Source organism: Lysobacter sp. 05T417, from assembly GCF_056396405.1.
This window is the reverse complement of record NZ_JBFTLK010000006.1, coordinates 324,087-345,297: the sequence shown is the minus strand read 5'-3', so window position 1 is coordinate 345,297 and position 21,211 is coordinate 324,087. Positions and strand designations below refer to the sequence as shown.

Annotated in this window: 18 protein-coding genes; 4 read left to right on the top strand and 14 right to left on the bottom strand. The window is 67.8% G+C overall.

Features of this window, described 5'->3' with window-relative positions; translation table 11 throughout:
- Positions 1-62 precede the first annotated feature (62 nt).
- Positions 63-1,850 carry a peptide MFS transporter gene (locus AC1DER_RS13565; protein ID WP_477243279.1) on the top strand — a complete coding sequence of 596 codons (1,788 nt, stop codon included), beginning with the start codon at positions 63-65 and terminating at the stop codon, positions 1,848-1,850.
- Between the two features lie 112 nt (positions 1,851-1,962).
- Here AC1DER_RS13565 and AC1DER_RS13560 read toward each other — a convergent pair whose 3' ends face one another.
- From AC1DER_RS13560 to AC1DER_RS13525, 8 genes are all read right to left on the bottom strand, one after another.
- Entirely contained in the window at positions 1,963-3,960 is a 1,998-nt protein-coding gene (locus AC1DER_RS13560; protein ID WP_477243281.1) for an alpha/beta hydrolase family protein, read from the bottom strand.
- Positions 3,961-4,063: 103 nt separating this feature from the next.
- Positions 4,064-4,960 (bottom strand): dTDP-4-dehydrorhamnose reductase, encoded by an 897-nt coding sequence (gene rfbD / locus AC1DER_RS13555; RefSeq protein WP_477243283.1) that lies wholly within the window; start codon positions 4,958-4,960, stop codon positions 4,064-4,066.
- Positions 4,957-5,517 (bottom strand): dTDP-4-dehydrorhamnose 3,5-epimerase, encoded by a 561-nt coding sequence (gene rfbC / locus AC1DER_RS13550; protein ID WP_477243285.1) that lies wholly within the window; start codon positions 5,515-5,517, stop codon positions 4,957-4,959. The genes rfbD and rfbC overlap by 4 nt, the downstream gene beginning before the upstream one ends.
- The gene (gene rfbA, locus AC1DER_RS13545) at positions 5,514-6,398 is read right to left on the bottom strand and encodes a glucose-1-phosphate thymidylyltransferase RfbA (protein ID WP_477243287.1); all 885 of its coding nucleotides are present in this window, start codon (positions 6,396-6,398) and stop codon (positions 5,514-5,516) included. The genes rfbC and rfbA overlap by 4 nt, the downstream gene beginning before the upstream one ends.
- Positions 6,399-6,408: 10 nt before the next feature.
- The gene (gene rfbB, locus AC1DER_RS13540; protein ID WP_477243289.1) at positions 6,409-7,461 is read right to left on the bottom strand and encodes a dTDP-glucose 4,6-dehydratase; all 1,053 of its coding nucleotides are present in this window, start codon (positions 7,459-7,461) and stop codon (positions 6,409-6,411) included.
- 117 nt (positions 7,462-7,578) lie between these two features.
- The gene (gene ssb / locus AC1DER_RS13535) at positions 7,579-8,079 is read right to left on the bottom strand and encodes a single-stranded DNA-binding protein (protein WP_477243291.1); all 501 of its coding nucleotides are present in this window, start codon (positions 8,077-8,079) and stop codon (positions 7,579-7,581) included.
- Between the two features lie 199 nt (positions 8,080-8,278).
- Entirely contained in the window at positions 8,279-8,608 is a 330-nt protein-coding gene (locus AC1DER_RS13530; RefSeq protein WP_477243293.1) for a DUF5076 domain-containing protein, read from the bottom strand.
- Between the two features lie 67 nt (positions 8,609-8,675).
- Positions 8,676-9,089 (bottom strand): hypothetical protein, encoded by a 414-nt coding sequence (locus AC1DER_RS13525; protein ID WP_477243295.1) that lies wholly within the window; start codon positions 9,087-9,089, stop codon positions 8,676-8,678.
- 156 nt (positions 9,090-9,245) lie between these two features.
- On the opposite strand from AC1DER_RS13525, the gene AC1DER_RS13520 reads away from it, so the two are divergent.
- Positions 9,246-10,259, top strand: a complete 1,014-nt coding sequence (locus AC1DER_RS13520; protein ID WP_477243297.1) for a polyprenyl synthetase family protein — start codon at positions 9,246-9,248, stop codon at positions 10,257-10,259.
- A gap of 39 nt (positions 10,260-10,298) precedes the next feature.
- On the opposite strand, the gene AC1DER_RS13515 is transcribed toward AC1DER_RS13520, so the two are convergent.
- The 4 genes from AC1DER_RS13515 to AC1DER_RS13500 all read right to left on the bottom strand — a co-directional run bounded on the left by AC1DER_RS13515 (position 10,299) and on the right by AC1DER_RS13500 (position 16,580).
- Complete coding sequence (locus AC1DER_RS13515; protein ID WP_477243299.1) at positions 10,299-11,084, bottom strand: dienelactone hydrolase family protein; 786 nt, start codon at positions 11,082-11,084, stop codon at positions 10,299-10,301.
- A gap of 114 nt (positions 11,085-11,198) precedes the next feature.
- Positions 11,199-12,614 (bottom strand): UDP-N-acetylmuramoyl-L-alanine--D-glutamate ligase, encoded by a 1,416-nt coding sequence (gene murD, locus AC1DER_RS13510; protein ID WP_477243301.1) that lies wholly within the window; start codon positions 12,612-12,614, stop codon positions 11,199-11,201.
- Positions 12,595-14,001 carry a UDP-N-acetyl-alpha-D-muramoyl-L-alanyl-L-glutamate epimerase gene (murL, locus tag AC1DER_RS13505; RefSeq protein WP_477243303.1) on the bottom strand — a complete coding sequence of 469 codons (1,407 nt, stop codon included), beginning with the start codon at positions 13,999-14,001 and terminating at the stop codon, positions 12,595-12,597. The genes murD and murL overlap by 20 nt, the downstream gene beginning before the upstream one ends.
- Positions 13,998-16,580, bottom strand: a complete 2,583-nt coding sequence (locus AC1DER_RS13500; RefSeq protein ID WP_477243305.1) for a bifunctional aspartate kinase/diaminopimelate decarboxylase — start codon at positions 16,578-16,580, stop codon at positions 13,998-14,000. The genes murL and AC1DER_RS13500 overlap by 4 nt, the downstream gene beginning before the upstream one ends.
- 181 nt (positions 16,581-16,761) lie before the next feature.
- Here AC1DER_RS13500 and AC1DER_RS13495 point away from each other — a divergent pair, with 181 nt between their 5' ends.
- Positions 16,762-17,658, top strand: coding sequence for a PhzF family phenazine biosynthesis protein (locus AC1DER_RS13495; RefSeq protein ID WP_477243307.1), 897 nt, complete (start codon positions 16,762-16,764; stop codon positions 17,656-17,658).
- Between the two features lie 14 nt (positions 17,659-17,672).
- On the opposite strand, the gene AC1DER_RS13490 is transcribed toward AC1DER_RS13495, so the two are convergent.
- Positions 17,673-18,344, bottom strand: coding sequence for an alpha/beta hydrolase (locus AC1DER_RS13490; protein ID WP_477243309.1), 672 nt, complete (start codon positions 18,342-18,344; stop codon positions 17,673-17,675).
- Positions 18,345-18,395: 51 nt separating this feature from the next.
- Positions 18,396-18,833, bottom strand: coding sequence for an OsmC family protein (locus tag AC1DER_RS13485; RefSeq protein WP_477243311.1), 438 nt, complete (start codon positions 18,831-18,833; stop codon positions 18,396-18,398).
- Positions 18,834-19,106: 273 nt separating this feature from the next.
- On the opposite strand from AC1DER_RS13485, the gene fusA reads away from it, so the two are divergent.
- Complete coding sequence (gene fusA, locus AC1DER_RS13480; RefSeq protein WP_477243313.1) at positions 19,107-21,164, top strand: elongation factor G; 2,058 nt, start codon at positions 19,107-19,109, stop codon at positions 21,162-21,164.
- The last annotated feature ends 47 nt before the right edge of the window (positions 21,165-21,211 follow it).

The window sequence follows — 21,211 nt, the reverse complement described above, 5'->3', positions numbered from 1 at the left end:
GCGCGGCGCGCGCCGGGGCGGTCTTGGCCCTAGAATTCGGCGACGTCAGTCACGGATCGTCCATGTCCACCATCGCTGCCCCTGCCCTGCCCGGCGACGTGGTCGTCCGCGATACCCGCGACGAGCTCTTCGGCCACCCCAAGGGCGTCTACGTCTGTTTCTTCACCGAGATGTGGGAGCGGTTCTCCTTCTACGGCATGAAGGCGCTGCTGCTGCTGTATCTGCTGCAGCACCACAAATTCGGCGACCGCTCCGGCCTGGACGTGCTCGGCGCCTATGGCGGCCTGGTCTACTGCCTGCCGGTGGTCGGCGGCCTGCTGGCCGACCGTTTTCTGGGCATGCGCAAGGCGGTGGTGTTCGGCGGCCTGCTGCTGGTGGCCGGCCACCTGGGCATGGCGGTCGAAGGCCATGCCGCGCAGATCGTCAACGGCGCGGTCGTGCGCGACGAGGCCTCGCTGCGGGTGTTCTACCTGTCGCTGTCGCTGATCATCCTGGGCGTGGGATTCCTCAAGCCCAACATCTCCACCATCGTCGGCCGGCTCTATCCCGACAACGACCCGCGCCGCGACTCGGGCTTCTCGCTGTTCTATGCCGGCATCAACCTCGGCGCGCTGTTCGCGTCGCTGGTGTGCGGCTACCTCGGCCAGACGCTGGGCTGGAGCTGGGGCTTCGGCGCGGCCGGCATCGGCATGCTGCTGGGCCTGGGGCAATTCCTGTGGGGTCAGAAATACCTGCACTGCCACGCCGAGCCGCCGGATCCGGCGCGACTGCGCGAGCGCCTGTTCGGCCTGCCGCGCGAATGGGCGATCTACCTGGGGACGATGCTCGGCCTGGTGCCGGTCGCATCGCTGATGTGGGCGGTGGCCAACGGCCGCTTCGCCCTGGGCGGCGAGATATCACTGGCGCTGCTGCTGATGGTGCTGGTGATGCTGGCGGTGCTGGGCTGGTTCGCCTGGTTCGTCACGGCGCGCTGCACGCCGGTGCAACGCCAGCAGATGATCTCGCTGATGGCGATGATCTTCATGTGCCTGGTGTTCTTCACCCTGTACGAGCAGACCTATGGCTCGTGGGTCACCTTCACCGATCGCATGCTGACCAAGGACGTGACGCCTTCGCTGGTAATCCGCGAAGGCACGCCGTGGCCGTGGTCGACGATCTCGCTGCTGCTGGCGCCGCTGGCGTTCATGGTCTCGGCGTCGCTGTCGGATCGCCATCCCGAATCGCGCATGCCCAAGCTGCTGTTCGCCTCGGCGGTGCTGGTGATGCTGGTGTTCCTGCTGCGCGACTGCCTGGTGCTGCCGCAGACCGCCGGTTCGCTGACCTACCTGGGCGCGTTGTTCCTGGTGCTGCTGGCGCCGTTGTTCGGCCGCCTGTGGGATGTGCTCGACCGTCGCGGCATGGACCCGTCCAAGCCGGTGAAGTCGGCCTTCGGCCTGTTGTTTGCAGGCCTGAGCTTCATCCCGCTGGCCTGGGCGGCGCAGCGCGCCGGCGCCACCGGCGAAGTCGCCAGCGTGTGGTGGCTGGTGCTGGCCTACCTGGTGCTGGAGATCGGCGAGATGTGCCTGGCGCCGGTCGGCCTGGCCGCGGTGACGCAGTTGTCGGTCAAGAGCGTGGTCAGCCTGATGATGGGCACCTGGTTCCTGGCCACCGCATTCTCCGAGACGCTTGCCGCGCTGTTCGGCAAGCTCGCCGCGATCGACATCCCCGAAGGCGCCACGCTCGACTTCGCCGTTGCCGGCAGCAAGTACGAAAGCCTGTTCTGGCTGATGATGTGGATAGGCATCGGCTGGGCCGTGGTTGCGCTGATCGCTTCGCCGATGCTGCGAAGGATGATGCACGGCGTGAAATGAGGCGGTGGCGGGTGCCGGTTTGCCGGCGACATCCGCGCGATCTGACCCGCAAGAAAAAGGGGCTGCCAGGCAGCCCCTCTTTTTTTTGTGTCAGCCTTGCTTCCGCGAACGCTTACTTCGCCGACTTGGCGGCACCCGTGCTGGTGGTCGCCACTGCACCGCCGAGGCTGCGCGAGAGGAACGCCAGCAGGCGGGTGTAGAACTCGTTCTGGTGTTCGGGCAGATAGAAACCGTGGCCTTCGGTATCGAAGTAGAGGGTCTCCACCTGCGTGCCTGCCTTGCGCAGCGCCTGCTCCATCATCTTGCTGTGCTCGATCGGAGCGGTTTCGTCTTCGCCACCTGCGGCGAGGAACACCGGCACCTTGATGCGCTCGGCCAGGCGGTTGGGCGATACCTTGCCAAGGTCCTGGTCCTTGCCGACCCAGTCTGCCGACCAGTTGCCAAAGCGTTTGCCGGTGCGGGCGTCGTCCGCCTGCATCTTCGGCAGGTCGTACACACCAACGTATCCAGCCGCGCAGCGGTACAGCGTCGGTTCCTTGGCCACGCCCATCAGCGCGGCATAGCCGCCATAACTGGCGCCGTACAGGCAGATGCGATCCTTGTCGGCAACACCCTGGGCAATCGCCCATCGCGTCGCATCGGTCAGGTCATCCTGCATCGTGCCGCCCCACTGCCGCGCGCCAGCCTGCTGGAAGGACAGACCGTAACCGCCGGAGCCGCGGTAGTTGAGCTGCAGGACGGCATAACCCGCCGCCGCCAGCATCTGCGCGTCGTCGTTGAAGCCCCACTCGTCGTGGACGCCGAACGGACCACCGTGCGGCATCACGATCAGGGGCAGGCCCTTGCCGCTGCTGCCCTTGGGCGTGGTCAGGTAGCCATGCAACTTGAGGCCGTCGCGTGCCGCCACGGTGACCGGCTGCATCGGCGCCATCCTGTCGGGGTCGAACCACTGGCGCCGTGCCAGCACGTGCGACGCCTTCTTGTTGACGGTGTCGAACAGGTAGAAGTCGCCCGGATTGAGGTCGCTGGACACCTGCACCAGTGCGAGGCTGCCGTCAGTGGTCTGCGAGGTGATCTCGACCCGGTTGCCGGCAAATGCAGACTCCAGGCTGTGGTACAGCTTGGCCTCCGTCGAAGTCTCGTCGAAGAACGCCGTGCGCGGCTTTCCGTCCATGAAATGCGCACCGATCGGCGTGCGCGTGCCGTTGCGGTAGATGATCTGGTCCGGGTCGACATCGTCGTCGGCCAGCACAACCTTGCGCTCACGAGTGGCGAGGTCGAGCGCGATGATCTTGTCGGGCCCCTTCAGCTGGTCGGCGCGCAGGTAGACGATCTTGTCGTCGGCGGAGAAGCCGATCGGGTACTCGAACTGGCCAGTGACGGTGTCTTCGATACCGTAGGGCGTCCAGCCTTCGCCTTCGCCGGCCCGGTAGTAAAGCTTCCTGATGTTGTCGGACTCGGACCCGGAGACAAAACGCACCTGGCCCTTGTTGTCGGTGTAGAACTTGGCCGACCGCACCGGCGACAGGGCCACTCGCGCGCGCCTGCCGGTAAACACGTCGATGTTCTCGATCGAGGTGAACGGATCCGGGCCAAAGGGAATCGTCGAGACCAGCGCCGTGCGGCTTTCGCTGAACGGTACGTCGATCGGGAAAGCGGCGATCTTGTCGCTGCCCTTCTTGGGTTTGATCGTCGTGCCCAGGCCGCCATCGTCGACGCGGAATCCGGCCAGCATCTCGGTCTTGCTGCCGTCGGCATTCATCGCAATCAGTTCGCCGGTCAGCTGCGGCCGTTCCAGTTCGCCAAAGCGGTCGGCGATGCTGATCAGCAGGCGATCGCGGCTGATCCAGGTGAAATCGGCGACGTGCGAATTGCGCTCCAGCTTGAAACTGCCAGTGATCTTGTTGGTACCACGCTGGATCACCGCCAGCGCCGTGCGGTCTTCCAGCGGAATGGTCGCCGCGAAGTACTCGCCCCCCGGCGATAGCTTCACGTCGGTGAACTGGTCCTTGCGGACAAAGGCCCCGACATCGACGCCGCCATCGGCGGCCATTGCGGGTGCGACCGGCATCAGCGCGACAAGCGCTGCCAGCAATACGGCTTGCTTCATCTTCCTTCCCCGTGACTGTGTTGGCGCGCCCCGACCAGCCTGGCCCCCAAGCGCGCCTGCGGAGCCTACCCGATCCCGGGCTGCAAGCTCCACACGGGAAACGTCAAACCCTGGCGCCGACGAGGGTCGCGTGCAGGGCCTTGCGCCAGTCGGGCGGTTCGACGCCGAACTGCTGGCGCAGCCGGTGGGTATCGAGCACGGAATAGGCTGGTCGACTCGCGCGCGTCGGATAATCCGCGGTGGCGATGGCCGTCACGGCGGGGCGACGCGACACCAGGCCGGCGGCCATCGCCTCGTCAAAAATCGCATCGGCAAAGCCGTGCCATGTGGTTTCGCCGCCGGCCACGAGATGCAAGAGGCCCGACTCGGCAACCCCCTGGCGCAGGATCGCGGCGGTCGCGTCGGCAATCAGCCAGGCCGGCGTCGGCGTGCCGCGCTGGTCGGCGACCACGCGCAATTCATCGCGCTCGGCGCCGACGCGCAGCATGGTGCGCAGGAAGTTGGCGCCGTGCAGGCCGTACACCCACGCCGTGCGCAGGATCAGATGTCGTACGCCGCTGGCGGCGATGGCCTGCTCGCCGGCCAGCTTGCTGTGGCCGTAGACGCCGATCGGCGCGGTCGCATCGTCTTCGCGGTAAGGGCGGCTGCCCTGCCCGTCGAAGACGTAATCGGTCGAGTAATGCACCAGCGCGATGTTGCGCGCGGCGCACTCGATGGCGAGCCGGCCCGGGCCTCCGGCGTTGGCGCGGAAGGCGGCCTCGGCATCGTCCTCGGCACGGTCGACCGCGGTGTAGGCCGCGGCGTTGACGACGACATCGGGACGCACGCGATCCAGCAGCGGCGCGATCGCGTCGAGGTCGGACAGGTCCAGGCGTTCGCAGGCAGCGCCGTCTTCCAGCTCGCCACTGCGCGTGGTCGCGACCACTTCGCCCAGCGGCGCCAGGCTGCGCAGCAACTCATGGCCCACCTGGCCATTCGCACCGGTGACCAGCAACCTCATGGCACGTAGACCGGCAGGCGGTCCTCGGCAATCTCCTCCAGGAACGGCGCTCGCGCGTCCTTGCCCGACAGCGACACGTCGCTCACCGGCCAGTCGATCGCCAGGCGGGCGTCATTCCAGCGAATGGCGGCGTCAGCCTGGGCGTCGTAGGTCGCGGTGCACAGGTAGGTGAACACCGCACGCTCGCTCAGGGTCACGAACCCGTGGGCGAAGCCTTCCGGAATCCACATGTGGCGCTTGTTCTCCGCGCTCAGCAGTGCAGCCGTCCAGCGCCCGAAGTGCGGCGAGCCGCGACGGATGTCCACCGCCACGTCCCAGACCTCGCCTTCGACCACCGAGACGTACTTGCCCTGCGGGTTGGGCCACTGGTAGTGCAGGCCGCGCAGCACGCCGCGACTGGAAGAGGACACATTGCCCTGCACGAACTGCGGTGGCTGCAGGCCGTGCGCGGCCAGCTTGTCGTGGTTGAACGATTCGAAGAAGTAGCCACGGTCGTCGCCGAACACGCGCGGTTCGATCACCACGCAGCCGGGCAGATCCGTCTCGATCACTTTCACGGCACGAAGCCCCGCTCGGCCAGGCTCAGCAGGTACTGGCCGTAACCGTTCTTGGCCAGTGGACGTGCCAGTTCGTTGAGGCGCTCGGCATCGATCCAGCCGTTGTTCCAGGCGATCTCCTCCGGGCAGCACACGCGCAGGCCCTGCCGCGCTTCGATCGTCTCGATGTAGTTCGAGGCTTCGAGCAGCGACTGATGCGTGCCGGTGTCGAGCCAGGCATAACCGCGGCCGAGCTGCTCCAGGTGCAGCGAGCCCTCTTCGAGGTAGCGCCGGTTGAGATCGGTGATTTCAAGCTCGCCTCGCGGCGAGGGCTTGAGCTCGGAGGCGAAATCGCTGGCGCGGCCGTCGTAGAAATATAGTCCGGTCACAGCGTAGTTCGAACGCGGATGGGCCGGCTTCTCTTCCAGCCCGACCACCTTGCCGGCCTGGTCGAACTCGGCCACGCCATAGCGCTCGGGATCGCGGACCCAGTAGCCAAACACGGTGGCGCCAAGGTCGCGCGCATCGGCGCGCTTGAGCATGGCCGTCAGCCCGGGGCCGTGGAAGATGTTGTCGCCCAGCACCAGGCAGCTCGGCTGTCCGGCGACGAAATCGCGGCCAATCAGGTAAGCCTGCGCCAGGCCATCCGGGCTCGGCTGCTGGGCATACTCGATGTTCATGCCCCACTGCGAGCCGTCGCCGAGCAAGTTGCGGAACAGTGACTGCTCGTGCGGGGTGTTGATGATCAGCACGTCGCGGATGCCCGCCAGCATCAGCACGCTGAGCGGGTAATAGATCATCGGCTTGTCGTACACCGGCAGCAGCTGCTTGCTGATGCCCTGCGTGATCGGATACAGCCGGGTACCGGTGCCGCCGGCCAGGATGATGCCCTTGCGGTTCATGCGCGCGTCCTCAGCCCTGGCCTATGCGTTCCAGTCGATAGCTTCCGTCGAGTACCCGTTGTACCCACGGCTGGTGTTGCAGGTACCACTCGACGGTCTGCTCCATGCCCTGCTCGAACGTGACCGTAGGCGACCAGCCCAGCTCCCGATGCAGCTTGCCCGCATCGATGGCATAGCGACGATCATGACCCGGACGGTCGGCGACGAACGTGATCAGCGATTCGCGGCCGCGGCCATCGGCGAGTGGGCGACGCTGGTCCAGCAGCCTGCAGATGATGCGTACCACGTCGATGTTCTCGCGCTCGGCATCGCCGCCGACGTTGTAGGTTTCACCGACGCGACCGGCCTCGAGCACGCGATGGATCGCGGCGCAGTGGTCGCCAACGTAGAGCCAGTCGCGAACGTTGCGGCCGTCTCCATACACCGGCAACGGTTCGCCCGACAGCGCCTTGGCGATCACGAGCGGAATGAGCTTCTCCGGAAACTGGTACGGACCGTAGTTGTTCGAGCAGTTCGTGGTCAGGACCGGCAGGCCGTAGGTGTGATGGAAGGCCCGGACGAGGTGGTCGGACGCGGCCTTCGATGCCGAATAGGGCGAGTTCGGCGCATACGGCGTGGTCTCGCTGAACTTGCCGGTCTCGCCGAGCGTGCCATAGACCTCGTCGGTCGACACATGCAGGAAACGGAACGCAGCGCGCGCGGACTCGTCCAGCGCCTTCCAGTAGTCGCGGGTCTTCTCCAGCAGCGCGAGCGTGCCGACCACGTTGGTCTGCACGAATGCGGCCGGCCCGTCGATGGAGCGGTCGACGTGGCTCTCGGCAGCGAAATTGATCACGGCCTGCGGACGGCGCTCGCGGAGCAGCCGCTCCACGAGCGCGGCGTCCGCGATGTCGCCATGCACGAATGCATGGCGCGGATTGCCGTCGATGGACCTCAGTGTGTCCAGGTTTCCGGCATAGGTCAGGGCATCGAGGTTCACGACCGTGACACCCCGCCTGACCGCATCCAGAACGAAATTACCGCCGATGAAACCGGCGCCGCCGGTCACAAGCCAGGTTGGCACCTAAGGAGCTCCAGAATCAGTGCGGATTCAATTCGGCTCGATCGAGACGGCCAGATCAAGACTGCGAGATCAAGACAGCGAGATCAATACAGCGAGTTCGAGACGGCCCGTCCGGACTCAGAACGGGATGTCGTCGTCGGCAAAATCGTCGGCGAAGTCGTTCGACTTGGCTGCCGGAGCCTCGCGACGCGGCGCGGATTCCTGGCGTGCCGGCGCGCGTGCCGGACGCTCGCTGCGATCGCCGCCGCCACGACTGGCACCGCCGCCACCGCCGCCGCCTTCACCGCGGCCGCCGAGCATCTGCATCTCGTCGGCGATGATGTCGGTGGAATAGCGTTCGACGCCGTCCTGGCCGGTGTACTTGTCGTAGCGGATCGAGCCTTCGACGTAGACCTGGCTGCCCTTGCGCAAGTACTCGCCGGCGATCTCGCCGAGCTTCCCGAAGAAGGTCACCCGGTGCCACTCGGTGCGCTCCTGGGTGTTGCCCTCACGGTCCTTGCGCACGCTGGTGGTGGCCAGGCGGGCCTTGGTCACGGCCATGCCGCCCTGGGTGTACTTGGTTTCCGGATCGTCACCGAGATTGCCGACCAGGATCACCTTGTTGATGCCACGTGCCATGGGTATGCGTGCCCTCTCGTCAGGATTGTTCAATCAATGGGATAGCGCCGGCCGGTGCCCACCGCAGGGGTCTGGCACCGCCGGATCGACGGCCATCATAGCAGCCCCCTCGAGCCGGCCGGACCGGGCCAGGGCACCGCCGCCAGTGGATTCGCGTGGCCCCCTGACCGGCGGGCCAGCACCCCTCCGGCCATGCCCCTCAATGCTCGGACACCCCGCCGCGGCGGAGCCGGGCATGGGTGTGCTGGAGGAACCCCATCAGCATGCTTTCGCGGCATTCCATCAGGGGGCGTCCGCTTCGCTGCGCGTACTTGCAGCAGGCATGACTGAACAGATCGGCCAGCAGGATGCCGAAATCCTCCGCGTCGCCTTCGACATCGTGGCGCAGGTTCATTGACAGGCGACCGTGGGCCACCCACAGCCTGAGGATCTCGAACGCGGCCGGATCGGCCCCGACGCCCGAGGGCACCGAGAGCTCGTCGGCATTCATCTGCTGGACTTCCGGCGTGAACTTGCTGGCGTCTTCCATGACTGCACCTCCGTGGGCGTCGAGAACGGTGCCCGACCGCGCGCTTGCCGCATCCTTCGGCAGGCCGTCAGGCAAGTGGATTCGGCAGCGCCCCCGGGCGGGACACCTGGCGCTGCAACTCCTGCGAGATCAGGCTCAGCACGCCATCGAGGGCCGCGTCCACCGACTCGCCGCGGTCACGCGTCCGCGCACCCGCGGCCAGGTGCTGGACGACTGCGTGGGCCATCAACTGGAAAATGGCGTGGCCGTCGCGGATGGCGACCTCGCGTACCGATTCGGCGACGAGGTCGACAAAGCGTCGCCCGGGCCAGGCCGGCAGCAGGACCTGTGGGTCGGCTGGCGACCCAGTCGGCCGCTCGACTGGCGGTTCCACCGGTGCCTCGGCGGGCGGCGCGTCCGGCATCGCGCAGCGCGTGCCGCCGGGCGAAAGGCCGCGACGCGAGCGCAGGTCGATGACGTTCGCGCCGTGGAGATCATGCATTCGGGTTTCTCGCCAGCGGAGCGCTCGTACCACGGCTCCGGAGGGCCTCAGATTGTCCACGCGGCCCGGGGCGGGACATCAGATTCGTCTGAATGTCCCGGCATTGGGCCCGGACCAGACCCTTATAATCCCAGGCCCAACCGACGCGGTCCGCCCATGCAAACCAGCCCCACGCTCCTGGCCGTCCCCGACCTGGTCGCCATCCAGGCCCTGGCCCGCGAGGACATGGCGGCAGTCGATGCGCTGATCCGGCGCCGGCTCGCCTCGGACGTGGTCCTGATCAACCAGGTGGCCGAGTACATCGTCGGCGCCGGCGGCAAGCGCCTGCGGCCGATGCTGTTGCTGTTGGCGACCGGCTCCCTGGGTGGCCGCAATGGCCAGGGCATCGGCGCCGACGCCCACCAGCTGGCGGCCGTGGTCGAATTCATCCATACCGCGACCCTGCTGCACGACGACGTGGTCGACGAGTCGGACCTGCGACGTGGCCGTCGCACCGCCAACGCGGTGTGGGGCAATGCCGCCAGCGTGCTGGTTGGCGACTTCCTCTACTCGCGCAGCTTCCAGTTGATGGTCGAGCTGGAGCGGATGGCGGTGATGCAGATCCTCGCCGACACCACCAATCGCATCGCCGAAGGCGAAGTGTTGCAGCTGCTGCACGTGCGCAATCCGGATACCGACGAGGCCGCGTACCTGCGCGTCATCGAGCGCAAGACCGCGGTGCTGTTCGCCGCCGCGACGCGCCTGGGCGGGCTGCTTTGCGACGCCGACGCCGCCACCTGCGATGCGCTGCACGACTACGGCCTCAACCTGGGCTACGCCTTCCAGATCGCGGACGACGTCCTCGATTACGCCTCCGACGCGCAGACCCTGGGCAAGAACCTCGGCGACGACCTCGCCGAGGGCAAGGCGACGCTGCCGCTGATCCACGCCATCGCCCACAGCGACGAGGCGACCCGTGCCGTGCTTCGCGCCGCCATCGAGCAGGGCGACACCGGCGCGCTGCCGCAGGTGCTGGCCGCGATCAATGCCACCGGCGGTCTCGATTACAGCCGCCGCCGCGCCGCCGAATATGCACAGGCCGCCGAGCGTGCGCTCGATGCGCTGGACGACAACGAGTACACGGCGGCGCTGCGCGGACTGGCGCGTTACGCGGTCAGCCGCGATCACTGACCGGCGCGCGAGCACCTGCCAGCGGCTGGCCCGGCCGGTCTACTTCCTCGCGAAGCGCTCGCGGAAGAAGTCGAACATCATCTCGTAGGCGCGCTTGGCGGCGCGCTCGTTGTAGACGCAGCCCGGCGGATTGTTGGCTTCGGGTTCGGCGAAGCAGTGAACCGCTCCGCTGAAGTTGACGAACTGCCAGTCGGCGCCGGCCGCGTCCATTTCCTTCTCGAATGCGGCGATGTCTTCGTCGGTGACGCTGCGGTCGTCGGCGCCATTGAGCACCAGCAGCGGTGTCCGCGCGCCATCGTCCTTGGCCGGCATCGTCGTGGACAACGCGCCGTGCAGGCTGACCACGCCGGCCAGCTGGTCGCCGCCGCGGACCAGTTCCAGCGCGGTCGTGCCGCCGAAGCAGAAGCCCAGCGCACCGATGCGGCTGGCATCGAGCGGTACCTTGCCGGCCTGTTCCTTCAGCACCGCCACCGACTTCTCGGCGCGGGCGCGCAGGGTGGCGCGATCCTCGCGCAGCGGCATGGCGACCTTGCCCGCCTCCTCGTCGGTGCTCGGCCGGATCTTGCTGCCGTAGACATCGGCCACCAGCACAACGTAGTCGTCGCCAGCGATCTGCTTGGCCTTCTCGATCGCCGCAGGATTGATGCCCTTCCAGTTCGGCACCATCACCAGGCCCGGGCGCTTGATCGCGTTGGTGCCGTCGTAGACGAGGACGCCGGTGAAGCGGTCCTTGCCGATCGCCCAGTCGACCGGCGTCTCGACCATCGCTGCGTGCGCAGGCAGCGCGCACAGCGACACGATTGCGGCTAGCAGCAGGCGTTGCATGGAAGCTCCCCTTGCCAAGGCCGTCGAACGACGGCGATTGCGCGCGAGCCTAACCGGTGCCTGTACTCGACGCGTGAAGTCCCGCGCCACGGGAGGCCGCGGGCGCTTCCGGCCTCAGGCGATGCCGATCCCCGGGATGGCGCTGATCATGTCGGGGTCGAAACCGGCCAGCTCGGCGAAATGGCGGCCGCGCGCAACGTAGTCGCGGTAGGGGCCAAAACTCGGCGCACCCGGAGAGAGCAGGACGACACCTTCATGGCCGAGCACCGCACTCGCCTGCGCCATTGCATCGGCCAGGTCGTTCGCGGCGCTCAGATGGAATCCCGATCCGTCGGCCACGGCCGCCAGCAGCGCATGGATGCGTGGCCCGTTCTGGCCCATCGTGATCACTGCCGCCGGCGCCTGCGTGCGCATCGTCTCGGCGAATTCTTCCCACGGCAGGCCGCGGTCATGGCCACCGACGAGCAAGGCGACGCGACGATCACTGAAGCAGTCGAGCGCGGCCAGGCTGGCGTGCGGCGTGGTGCTGATCGAGTCGTTGACGTAGGTGATGCCGTCGCGCGTTCCGATGGTCTGCAGGCGATGCGGCAGCGGCTGGAAATCGGCCGCATGCGGGGCCAGCGCCACGGCGTCGAGGCCGAGCGCTTCGATCGCGGTCAGCACGGCGCAGAGGTTGCCGCGGTTATGGCGGCCCGGCAGCGGCAGGCTGCGCGTGTCCATGACCCAGGTGTCGCCGCGGTACAGCGCGTCCTCGCGCAGATGCCAGCCGGTGCGGCCACCGAACCAGCGCACGTCCGTTCCTGCATCGCGCGCGGTATTGCCTGCGGCCAGCAGGCGCGTGTCGTTGGCGTTCAGCACCGCGATCACGGGCGCCGCTTCGGTCAACAGGCGCAGCTTGTCAGCGGCATAGCGCTCGTGCGAGCCATGCCAGTCGAGATGTTCGGGAAACACATTGAGCACCACCGCGACCTGCGGATGCGCGCCGCTGGCGGCGACATCGCCGGTCTGGTAGCTGGACAGTTCGATCGCAAAGAATTCCGGAGGCTGCGGCGAGTCGGGGAGCTCGAGCAGCGGCATGCCGATGTTGCCGGCCAGCGCGGTGACGTGGCCGCCGCTGCGCAGCAGGTGCGCAATCAGGGCCGTGGTCGTGCTCTTGCCCTTGGTGCCGGTCACGCAGATCGTGCGGGCGACGACGCCGTCGCTGCCGGCATGCTCGCCGAACCACAGCGCGGTACCGCCAATGAAGCGCGTGCCGCGTGCGGCCGCGGCGCCGGCTTCGGGCCCGTAGGGGCTGATCCCCGGCGACTTCACCACCACGTCGAATGCCGACAGTCGCTCGGCGCTGGCTTCGGTCTCGGTGGCCAGGTTCGAATCGGCAAGCGCTGCGACCTCCAGGGCCTCATCGCGCGAGCAGAACAGGGTCAGCGCCTGCCCGGGCAGGCGCGACCGGATTGCGCGATAGGCGGCGCGGCCTTCATGGCCCCAGCCCCACAGCGCGACCTTGCGGCCCTCAAGCTGCCAGATGCGCACGCAGCCGTTCCCACAGCGCAGGCGGAATGCGCTGCTCGTCGTCGATGACCAGAAGCGGTTCGATGCGCAGATCGTCGCCGCCGAGCTGCGGGCGGATCTCGGTGGCGAAGCGTTCGACCAGCGCGTCCTCGCGCCATTCCGGCCGGACGGCCAGCGCCGCCATGGCAGCGCGCGACTCGCGGCCTTCGCCGACACACTCGAACGGCTTGTGGTCCTGGTACTCGAGCAATGCGTCGTAGCCTGCGGTCTGCGCCGGATCGTCGAGCAGGTTGCGGCCGAAGATGCCCACCAGCCGCGGCTTGGACATGAACGGCGCCAGCGCGAGGAAGACGAAATGGCACTTAGGGCAGACGCCGCACCAGCGATTGGCCGGGCGTTCGCCGAGGATGTGGAAGTTGCGGTTGCAGCTGCTGAAGTGCGCGTCGTAGCGGTCGGTGCGGGTGAACTGACGGGCCACGGCCAGCTCGCTGAGCGGGCGCAGCAGCGAGTAGTAATGCAGGTCGGCGGCGATGTGGCGCTGCACGTGATCGCCGATGGCCGACTCGCAGGCCCAGCCCTTGGACCACTGGTGGTTCACTTCGCCGGTGCCCTCGATCAGGCTGCCGTAGCTGGCCGAACGCTCGTTGGAGAACACCACCTGGTCGACGCCCAGCAGCAGCGCGGCGAACAGCATGATCATCGAATTGATCGCCGTCACCGGGATGTGGCCGTTCCAGGCGCCTTCGCGGTTGTAGTCGAACAGCTGCGGCGCCAGCGAGCGGCCGATGTTGAACGTCGGCAGGCCGGTGCGTTCGGCGCAGGCGCGGATCAGCTGCGAGCCGCCGATCCAGGTCACGGTCTGGTCGACGCCCAGCGCGCGCAGCGCCTCGATGCTGACCAGCGAGTCCTTGCCGCCGCCGATGGCGACGAGGGCGTGGTGCTTGAGGCCGAGCACGGGTGCTCCCGGCCCGGCCGCAGCCGGCAACCCATCCCCACCCAACCCTTCCCTTGAAGGGGAGGGCTTTCCCACCGGGAAATTGATCTTGCCGTGCAGGTTCAAACCGTTGCGGTAGGCGAACTCGCCCAGACCGTTGACGTACAGCAGCTCCAGCAGCGCCGCGGTGTCGGCATCGATGTCGTAGCTGTCGATCAGGATCTGCCCGGGCACCGCCGCCTTGTAGTAGCTGACGCCAGTGAACAGGTGCAGCAGGCGCAGCGTGCGTTCGACCGCGGCCGCTCGCTCGCCTTCGAGCACGAACGGCGCGCCGGGGATGGTCACCGTCTCGATCAGCTCGGGGCCATCGTCGAAGGCATATACCAATTGCGCCACTCCGGTCTGCGCGTCGAAATCGCAGCGCACGAACCGGAACGCGCGGATGGCGTCGCGTTTGAATTTCCACTCACTCATTCGATTACGTCCTCTGCCGGCAGGGCCCGCAGGTTGTAGGTGTTGGCCATCGCCATGCCGTAGGCGCCAGCGTCGGCGACCAGCATCACGTCGCCTTCGACGGTGTCGACCGGCAGCGTGCGGCCGCGGCCGAGCACGTCGCTGCTCTCGCAGACCGGACCGACGACGTCGAACGTCGCAGTCTCGCCATCGTCGAGGCGGCTCAGGTTGACGATGCCGTGGTAGGCCTCGTACATCGCCGGGCGCATCAGCGCGTTCATGCCGGCATCGCAGCCGATGCGCAGCACGCCGTCCTTCTCGATCACCTGGGTGACCGCGAGCAGCAGCGCTCCGCTCTCGGCCACCAGGTAGCGGCCGGGCTCGATCACCAGGCCCAAGCGCGGGTACGCGGACTTGATCTCCTCCAGCCCGGCGCGCCACAGCGCCAGGTCGAACTCGGGCGACTCGGGCGTGTACGGGATCGGCAGGCCGCCACCGATGTCGATGGTCTCGATCGTGCCGACGCTGTCGGCCAGGCCGGCCAGGTGCGCGTACACGCCACGCCAGTGCCGCGGATCCTCGACGCCGCTGCCCAGGTGCGCGTGCAGGCCACTGATGCGCACGTCGAGCTTGCGCGCCTCCTCGATGAAGGCATCGAAGCGCGTCATCGGCAGGCCGAACTTGGCCGCCACGCCGCCGGTGCGCACCTTCTCGTGGTGACCTTCGCCATGCCCAAGGTCGATGCGCAGCCAGATCGTGCGGCCGCGGAACACGTCCGGCCAACGCTGCAGCGCTTCGATGTTGTCGAGCGTGACGATGATGCCGCGCGCGAATGCCGCCTCGTATTCGCGGCGTGGCGCGAAGCTCGGAGTGAACAGCACGCGGTTGGGCGCCAGCTCGGGCAGCGAGGCGAACACGTGCTCGAACTCGCCCTGCGACACACACTCCAGGCCGAAGCCCTCGCCTGCGATCGCCTTGAGGATCGCCGGGTGCGGGTTGGCCTTGATCGCGTAGAAGCACCGGTCTACCGCGACCGACGCGGTCAGCGAACGGGCACGCTCGCGCACCGTCGCCAGGTCGTAGACATAGCGTGGCGTGCCCTGCCCTGCGATCGCCAGCAGCTGCTCGCGACGACCGCGCCACCAGGCCGGCGCACGCTGCGGCTTGCCGTGGGCGATCTCGCGCCAGCTCGGGCCGAACACGCTGGCATCGCGCACCGGCATCGCCCGCGAGCGGATCAGCTCGGCGTGCAGGTGCGGCAGCAGGCCGTCGGCATCGGCCTCGTCGATGACGAAGGTCAGATTGAGGTCGTTGGACGACTGCGAGATCAGGTGCACGCGCTCGCGGCCGAACGTCGCCCAGATGTCGGAAAGGCGATGCAGCAGCGAGCGCATGCCGCGACCGACCAGGGTGATCGCCGCGCACGGCGCGATCACCTTGACCCGGCAGACTTCGGCCAGGTCGGCGCTCAGTGCTTCGAGCACGTTGGTCGTGACCAGGTTCTCGCTGGGATCGAGCGAGACGGTGACGTTGGTTTCCGACGAGCCAATCAGGTCGATCGACAGGCCATGGCGCTTGAAGCGCTCGAACACGTCGGCAAGAAAGCCGACCTGCTGCCACATGCCGATGCTTTCCATTGACACCAGCACGATGCCGTTGCGACGGCTGATGGCCTTGACCCCCGGCACCGTGGCCGCGGTCGCGTCGATGCGCGTGCCCGGCAAGTCCGGGCGCTCGGTGTCGAGGATCGCCATCGGCACGCCGGCGTCGCGGCACGGCGCGATCGAACGCGGGTGCAGCACTTTGGCGCCGGTGGTGGCGATTTCCTGCGCTTCCGCATAGTGCAGGCGGGTGAGCAGGCGCGCTTCGGGCACGTCGCGCGGATTGGCGCTGAACATGCCCGGCACGTCGGTCCAGATCTCCACGCGCTGCGCCTTGAGCAGTGCGCCGAAGTACGCCGCCGAAGTATCGGAGCCGCCACGGCCGAGGATCGCCGTGCCACCGTCGCCATGACGGGAGATGAAGCCCTGGGTGATCAGCATCGGCGCGGGCTGCGCCGAGAAGCGCTTGTTGAAGCTTCCATCGCCATCGAGCCGGCAGTTCACCGACAGGCGCTGCGCCCACGGGCTGGCATTGGGCAGCGACACCGCATCGAGCCATTGCCGCGCGTCGCACCAGCCAAAGTCGTGCCCCTGCGTGCGCAGGTAAGCAGCGCCCAGCGTCGACGAGAGCAGCTCGCCGTGCGCCAGCACTTCGGCCTGCCAGTCGAGCGTGCGCTCGCTGGCGCGGGCATCGGTGGCCAGCGCCTGCAGCAGCGCAAGACGCTCGCCCAGCACGGTGTCGGCATCCAGGTCGAGCTCGGCGCAGAACGCGCGGTGGCGTTCGACCAGTGCCGACACCCTGGCAGCGACGCCATCGCCATTGGCAATGGCCTGCAGCTCGTTGGTCACGCCCGACAGCGCCGAGACCACGACCAGCACGCGCACACCCTCTTCGGCCATGCGTTTTCCGGCGAGGCGTCCGATGGTGTCCCAACGGTTGCGGCGAGACACTGATGTGCCGCCGAACTTGAGTACTACCCAGCGATTCGCTTCCGCCACCGCAACTGCCCTCTTGAGGAGTGATTCGAGGAATGATTTCGACTGCAACCGTACAGGCAGTACGCCCCTACAGAACCTAGAATGGCGCGCCGGCTGCGGGCTGATGCCCGGGCGCGGCCACAAAGAACGACAATTCTAGTCGATTCGCCCTGATTGGATGACCGCCTCGGACCCCCGCCGAATGACGCTTCGCCGCTACCTGCAACTGGATGTGTTCGCCGACCGGCCTGGCGCCGGCAATCCCCTGGCCGTGGTGCTCGATACCGATGGCCTCGACGATGCCCGGATGCAGGCCATCGCCCGCTGGACCCGGCTGCCGGAAACCACCTTCGTGTTCGCGCCCACGCAGCCCGGTGCGAGCTATCGCATCCGCATGTTCAGTCCTCGCCGCGAAGTGCCGTTTGCCGGGCATCCCAGCGTCGGCACCGCGCACGTGGTGCTGGAAGCGGGCCTGGCCGAGCCGGTCCAGGGCCGGCTGCTGCAGGAAGGCGCGGTCGGCACCTTGCCGCTGGCGGTGGACGGCACCGGACCCTCGCGCACGATCGCGGTGCGCACGCCGACGGCGCGGGTGGTCGAGATTGCCCGAGGCGGCGATCCGCGCCTGCAGGCGGCGCTGTCCGGCCTCACCCTGGGCGCACTGCCGACGGCCCTGATGGACGGTGGGCGCCGCTGGTGGCTGGCCGAACTGGCCAGCGAATCGGCCCTGCGCCAGGCCAGCCCGGACTGGGACGCCATCGCGGCGCTGGCCGAAGCCACTGCCTCCATGGGTCTGTGCGCCTTCGCACGCGCCGACGCCGGCCGCGATTACGACCTGGTGGTGCGCGCCTTCGTCGGTGCGCCGGCCCGGTTCGAGGATGCCGCGTCGGGCGCCGCCAACGCCACGCTGGCGGCCTGGCTCAACCACAACCGCGCCCTGCCCGGCCGGTCGCAGGACGACGGCGGCCATCGCTACACCGTCAGCCAAGGCCGTGAGGTCGGTTTCGACGCGCGGCTGGAGCTGCGGGTGGACGGCGATGGCGAAGTCTGGTCAGGCGGCCGGATCTGCAATGTGGTGCGCGGGACGATCGACTGGGCCTGACCGCCGGCAAGGCCCTACCGACAACCCGCCCGAGCCAGCCAGGCCACCACCTGCCCGGCGACATCGGCCGAATCGCGGGCCAGCAGCGGGCCGACGTGAGTCGAGCCGGGCAGATGCAACACGCTGGCGCCCCAAGCCTGGGCCAGCGCCACGGTCAGGCCGGCAGGCACGTCCTCATCGAGTTCCGAGGCGACGCAGAGCACCGGACATTCCGGCACGGCCACCTCGATTCCGTCGTGCGCCTGCCGCAATACCGCTCCTGACTCGTCGCGCCAGCGCCGGAAGGCGAACAACGCCGTCGCATCGTCGGCGTCCGGCAGCGCGCGCCGGGTCGAGGCAAGCCTGGCATCGCGATGCCATGGCACCACCCCGGGCCATTCGCGCCGCAGAAGCTGCGACGCCCAAGGCGCCGGCGGCAGCGGATTGACCAGCACCAGCGCCTCGGCGGAACTGGCGCAGGTTGCCGCCAGCAGCCCGCCCAGGCTGGCGCCGATTAGCACGCGCGGACGCGGCAACACGGCCAGGGCGGACAGCACCCGGGCCCGGTAATCGTCGAAAGTGGTGGCGGCCAGACCGGTCGGCGAGGCTTCCAGTTCCACGCAGTTGCAGGCGAACCCGTGTGCTTCAAGCACGCCGCGCCAGGTATTCCACTCCCAGCCGCCACCTCCCGCGCCGTGCACGAGCACGGCGACTGGCCTTCCTTGGGCCGGCATCCGGGGTCGTCAGTCCTGCAGCCGTCAGCCCTGCAACGTCGCCGACAACGTCACCGGCACCGACAGCGCGCGCGAGATGACGCAACCGGCCTTGGCCGCATCGGCAATCTGCTGGAACTGCTCGGCGCTGATGCCGGGCACCTTGGCGCTGACGATCAGCTGCACGCCGGTGATGGTCGGCCCCGGGTCCATGCCCGGATCCATCGTGGCTTCGGCGCGCGTCTCGATCCGCTCCGGGGTGAAGCCGGACTTGCCCAGCACCGCCGACAGCGCCATCGAGAAGCAGCCCGCGTGCGCCACGGCCAGCAGTTCCTCGGGGTTGGTGCCCTTCTCGTCGCCGAAGCGGGTCTTGAAGGAGTAGTTCTGGTCGGCGAACAGGCCGCTCTGCGGCGTGCTCAGCGCGCCCTTGCCCGACTGCAGGTCGCCCTGCCAGACCGCTTCGCCGAAACGCTTGAAGGCCATGTCGCTGCTCCGCTGCGTGAAAGAGCGCACAGCCTAGCGCCAGAAACGTTAGCGCGGCATCGCGGGTCCAGGCGGTTCGAACCTGACGATCCAACCGTCCGGCACCTCAGGCTTGACCCACCCTGCCCCTTGCGCGAGGCTTGCCCTCCCGGCCCCCGCCGGCACCCGCCATGACCGCCCGCCGAGCGCCCAACGCTTCGGCGCGAAGCGCGGACAGCCATGACGGCCTTCCTTCCTATGCACCAGGGATCCGTCCCGGGGAGAAGTCCGCTCATGTCCTACAGCACACAATCCATTCGCAACGTGGCCCTGGCAGGCCACCCCGGCGCCGGCAAAACCACACTGTTCGAAGCCCTGCTGCAGGCCGGCGGCGCAATCCAGACGGCAGGCAGCATCGAACGCGGAAGCACCGTGTCCGATTTCGATGCCATCGAGAAGCAGCGCGGCCACTCGGTCGACTCGGCCATCGCCAGCATCGACCACGTCGCGGCCAACGGCCAGAGCATCCACCTCAACCTGATCGACACCCCCGGCTACCCGGATTTCCGCGGCCCGGCGCTGTCGGCGTTCGGCGCGGTGGAGACGGTGGTGATCGTGGTCGATGCCGACAGCGGGGTCGAGTACGGCACGCGCCGGATGATGGAATACGCCAAAGGGCGAAACCTGTGCCGCGCCCTGGTGATCAACAAGATCGACCACGAGGCCGCATCGGCCGAGCGGGTGCTGGCCGAACTGCGCGACACGTTCGGCCCCGAGTGCCTGCCGCTGAACCTTCCCGCCGACGGCGGCAAGAAGGTCATCGACTGCCTCGGCAATACCACCGGCGACAGCGACCTGGGCCCGGTCGCCGACTGGCATCAGAAGATCATCGACCAGATCGTCGAGATCAACGAGTCGGTGATGGAGCACTACCTCGACCTGGGCGAAGGCGGCCTCTCCGGCGAGGAACTGCACGACGCCTTCGAGCAGTGCATGCGCGAAGGCCACCTGGTGCCGGTGCTGTTCTGTTCGGCGCGAAACGACGTCGGCGTGAAGAAGCTGCTGGACGTGGCCGAGCAATGGTTTCCCAATCCCGCCGAAGCCAATCCGCCGCCGTTCGAGCGCGGCGCCGACCGTCAGCGCTTCCAGGCCGTGCCCGATGCCAGGGCGCATGTCGTCGCCGATGTCTTCAAGATCATCAACGACCCCTTCGTCGGCAAGCTCGGCATCTTCCGCGTCTACCAGGGGCTGGTGAAGAAGGACACGCAGCTGTTCATCGACGACGGCAAAAAGCCGTTCAAGGTCGGGCACCTGTTCAAGCTCAAGGGCAAGGACCACGTCGAGATCGAGCAGGCGCAGCCAGGCGATATCGCGGCGGTGGCCAAGGTCGACGAGCTGCACTTCGATGCGGTGCTGCACGACAGCCATGACGAGGACGAGATCCGCCTGTCCCCGATCGCCTTCCCCAAGCCGATGTTCGGCCTGGCGGTGGAATCGGCCAGCAAGGGCCAGGAGCAGAAGCTCGCCACTGCCCTGCACAAACTCGCCGAAGAAGATCCGTGCTTCGTGGTCGAGCACGAAACCGAAACCAACGAGACCGTCATCCACGGCCTGTCGGACCTGCACCTGCGCATCAACCTGGAGCGACTCAAGGACCGTTACGGTGTCGAGGTGAAATCGCGCCCGCCGCGCATCGCCTATCGCGAAACCGTGAGCGGCCGCGCCGAAGGCCACCATCGCCACAAGAAACAGACCGGTGGCGCCGGCCAGTTCGGCGAGGTGTTCCTGCGCATCGAACCATTGCCACGCGGCACGGGCTTCGAGTTCGTCGACGAGGTCAAGGGCGGCACGATCCCCGGCCAGTTCATGCCGGCCGTGGAGAAAGGCGTGCGCCAGGTGCTCGGCAGCGGCGCCGTCGCCGGCTACCCGATCCAGGACGTGCGGGTGATCGTCTACGACGGCAAGCACCATCCCGTCGACAGCAAGGAAGTGGCGTTCGTCGCCGCCGGCAAGAAGGCCTTCCTCGATGCGATCGGCAAGGCGCGGCCGCAGATCCTGGAACCGATCGTCGAACTGGAGGTCAATGCCCCCGAGCAGCACATGGGCGATGTCAGCGGCGGCCTGGCCAGCAAGCGCGCGCGCATCAGCGGCACCGACAGCCTGCGCGGCGATGAGATCGTGGTGAAGGCGCAGGTGCCGCTGTCGGAACTGGAAGGCTATGCCGCCGAACTGAAGTCGGTCACCGCCGGGCGCGGACGTTACTCGCTCGACTTCAGCCACTACGAGCCGGTGCCCGCCAATGTCCAGCAGAAGCTGGTGGAAGCCTACAAGCCCAGGCAGGACGAGGACTGAGGGATTGCGATACAGGCTTCACATGCCCTGACCCAAGCTGTGGCTTC

Coding starts and splice junctions, on each gene's coding strand:
- AC1DER_RS13520 (WP_477243297.1), top strand. CDS start 9,246: ATGCAAACCAGCCCCACGCTCCTGGCCGTCCCCGACCTGGTCGCCATC.
- ssb (WP_477243291.1), bottom strand. CDS start 8,079: ATGGCACGTGGCATCAACAAGGTGATCCTGGTCGGCAATCTCGGTGAC.
- AC1DER_RS13525 (WP_477243295.1), bottom strand. CDS start 9,089: ATGCATGATCTCCACGGCGCGAACGTCATCGACCTGCGCTCGCGTCGC.
- AC1DER_RS13495 (WP_477243307.1), top strand. CDS start 16,762: ATGACGCTTCGCCGCTACCTGCAACTGGATGTGTTCGCCGACCGGCCT.
- AC1DER_RS13560 (WP_477243281.1), bottom strand. CDS start 3,960: ATGAAGCAAGCCGTATTGCTGGCAGCGCTTGTCGCGCTGATGCCGGTC.
- murL (WP_477243303.1), bottom strand. CDS start 14,001: ATGAGTGAGTGGAAATTCAAACGCGACGCCATCCGCGCGTTCCGGTTC.
- AC1DER_RS13565 (WP_477243279.1), top strand. CDS start 63: ATGTCCACCATCGCTGCCCCTGCCCTGCCCGGCGACGTGGTCGTCCGC.
- rfbD (WP_477243283.1), bottom strand. CDS start 4,960: ATGAGGTTGCTGGTCACCGGTGCGAATGGCCAGGTGGGCCATGAGTTG.
- AC1DER_RS13485 (WP_477243311.1), bottom strand. CDS start 18,833: ATGGCCTTCAAGCGTTTCGGCGAAGCGGTCTGGCAGGGCGACCTGCAG.
- AC1DER_RS13515 (WP_477243299.1), bottom strand. CDS start 11,084: ATGCAACGCCTGCTGCTAGCCGCAATCGTGTCGCTGTGCGCGCTGCCT.
- AC1DER_RS13530 (WP_477243293.1), bottom strand. CDS start 8,608: ATGGAAGACGCCAGCAAGTTCACGCCGGAAGTCCAGCAGATGAATGCC.
- rfbA (WP_477243287.1), bottom strand. CDS start 6,398: ATGAACCGCAAGGGCATCATCCTGGCCGGCGGCACCGGTACCCGGCTG.
- fusA (WP_477243313.1), top strand. CDS start 19,107: ATGTCCTACAGCACACAATCCATTCGCAACGTGGCCCTGGCAGGCCAC.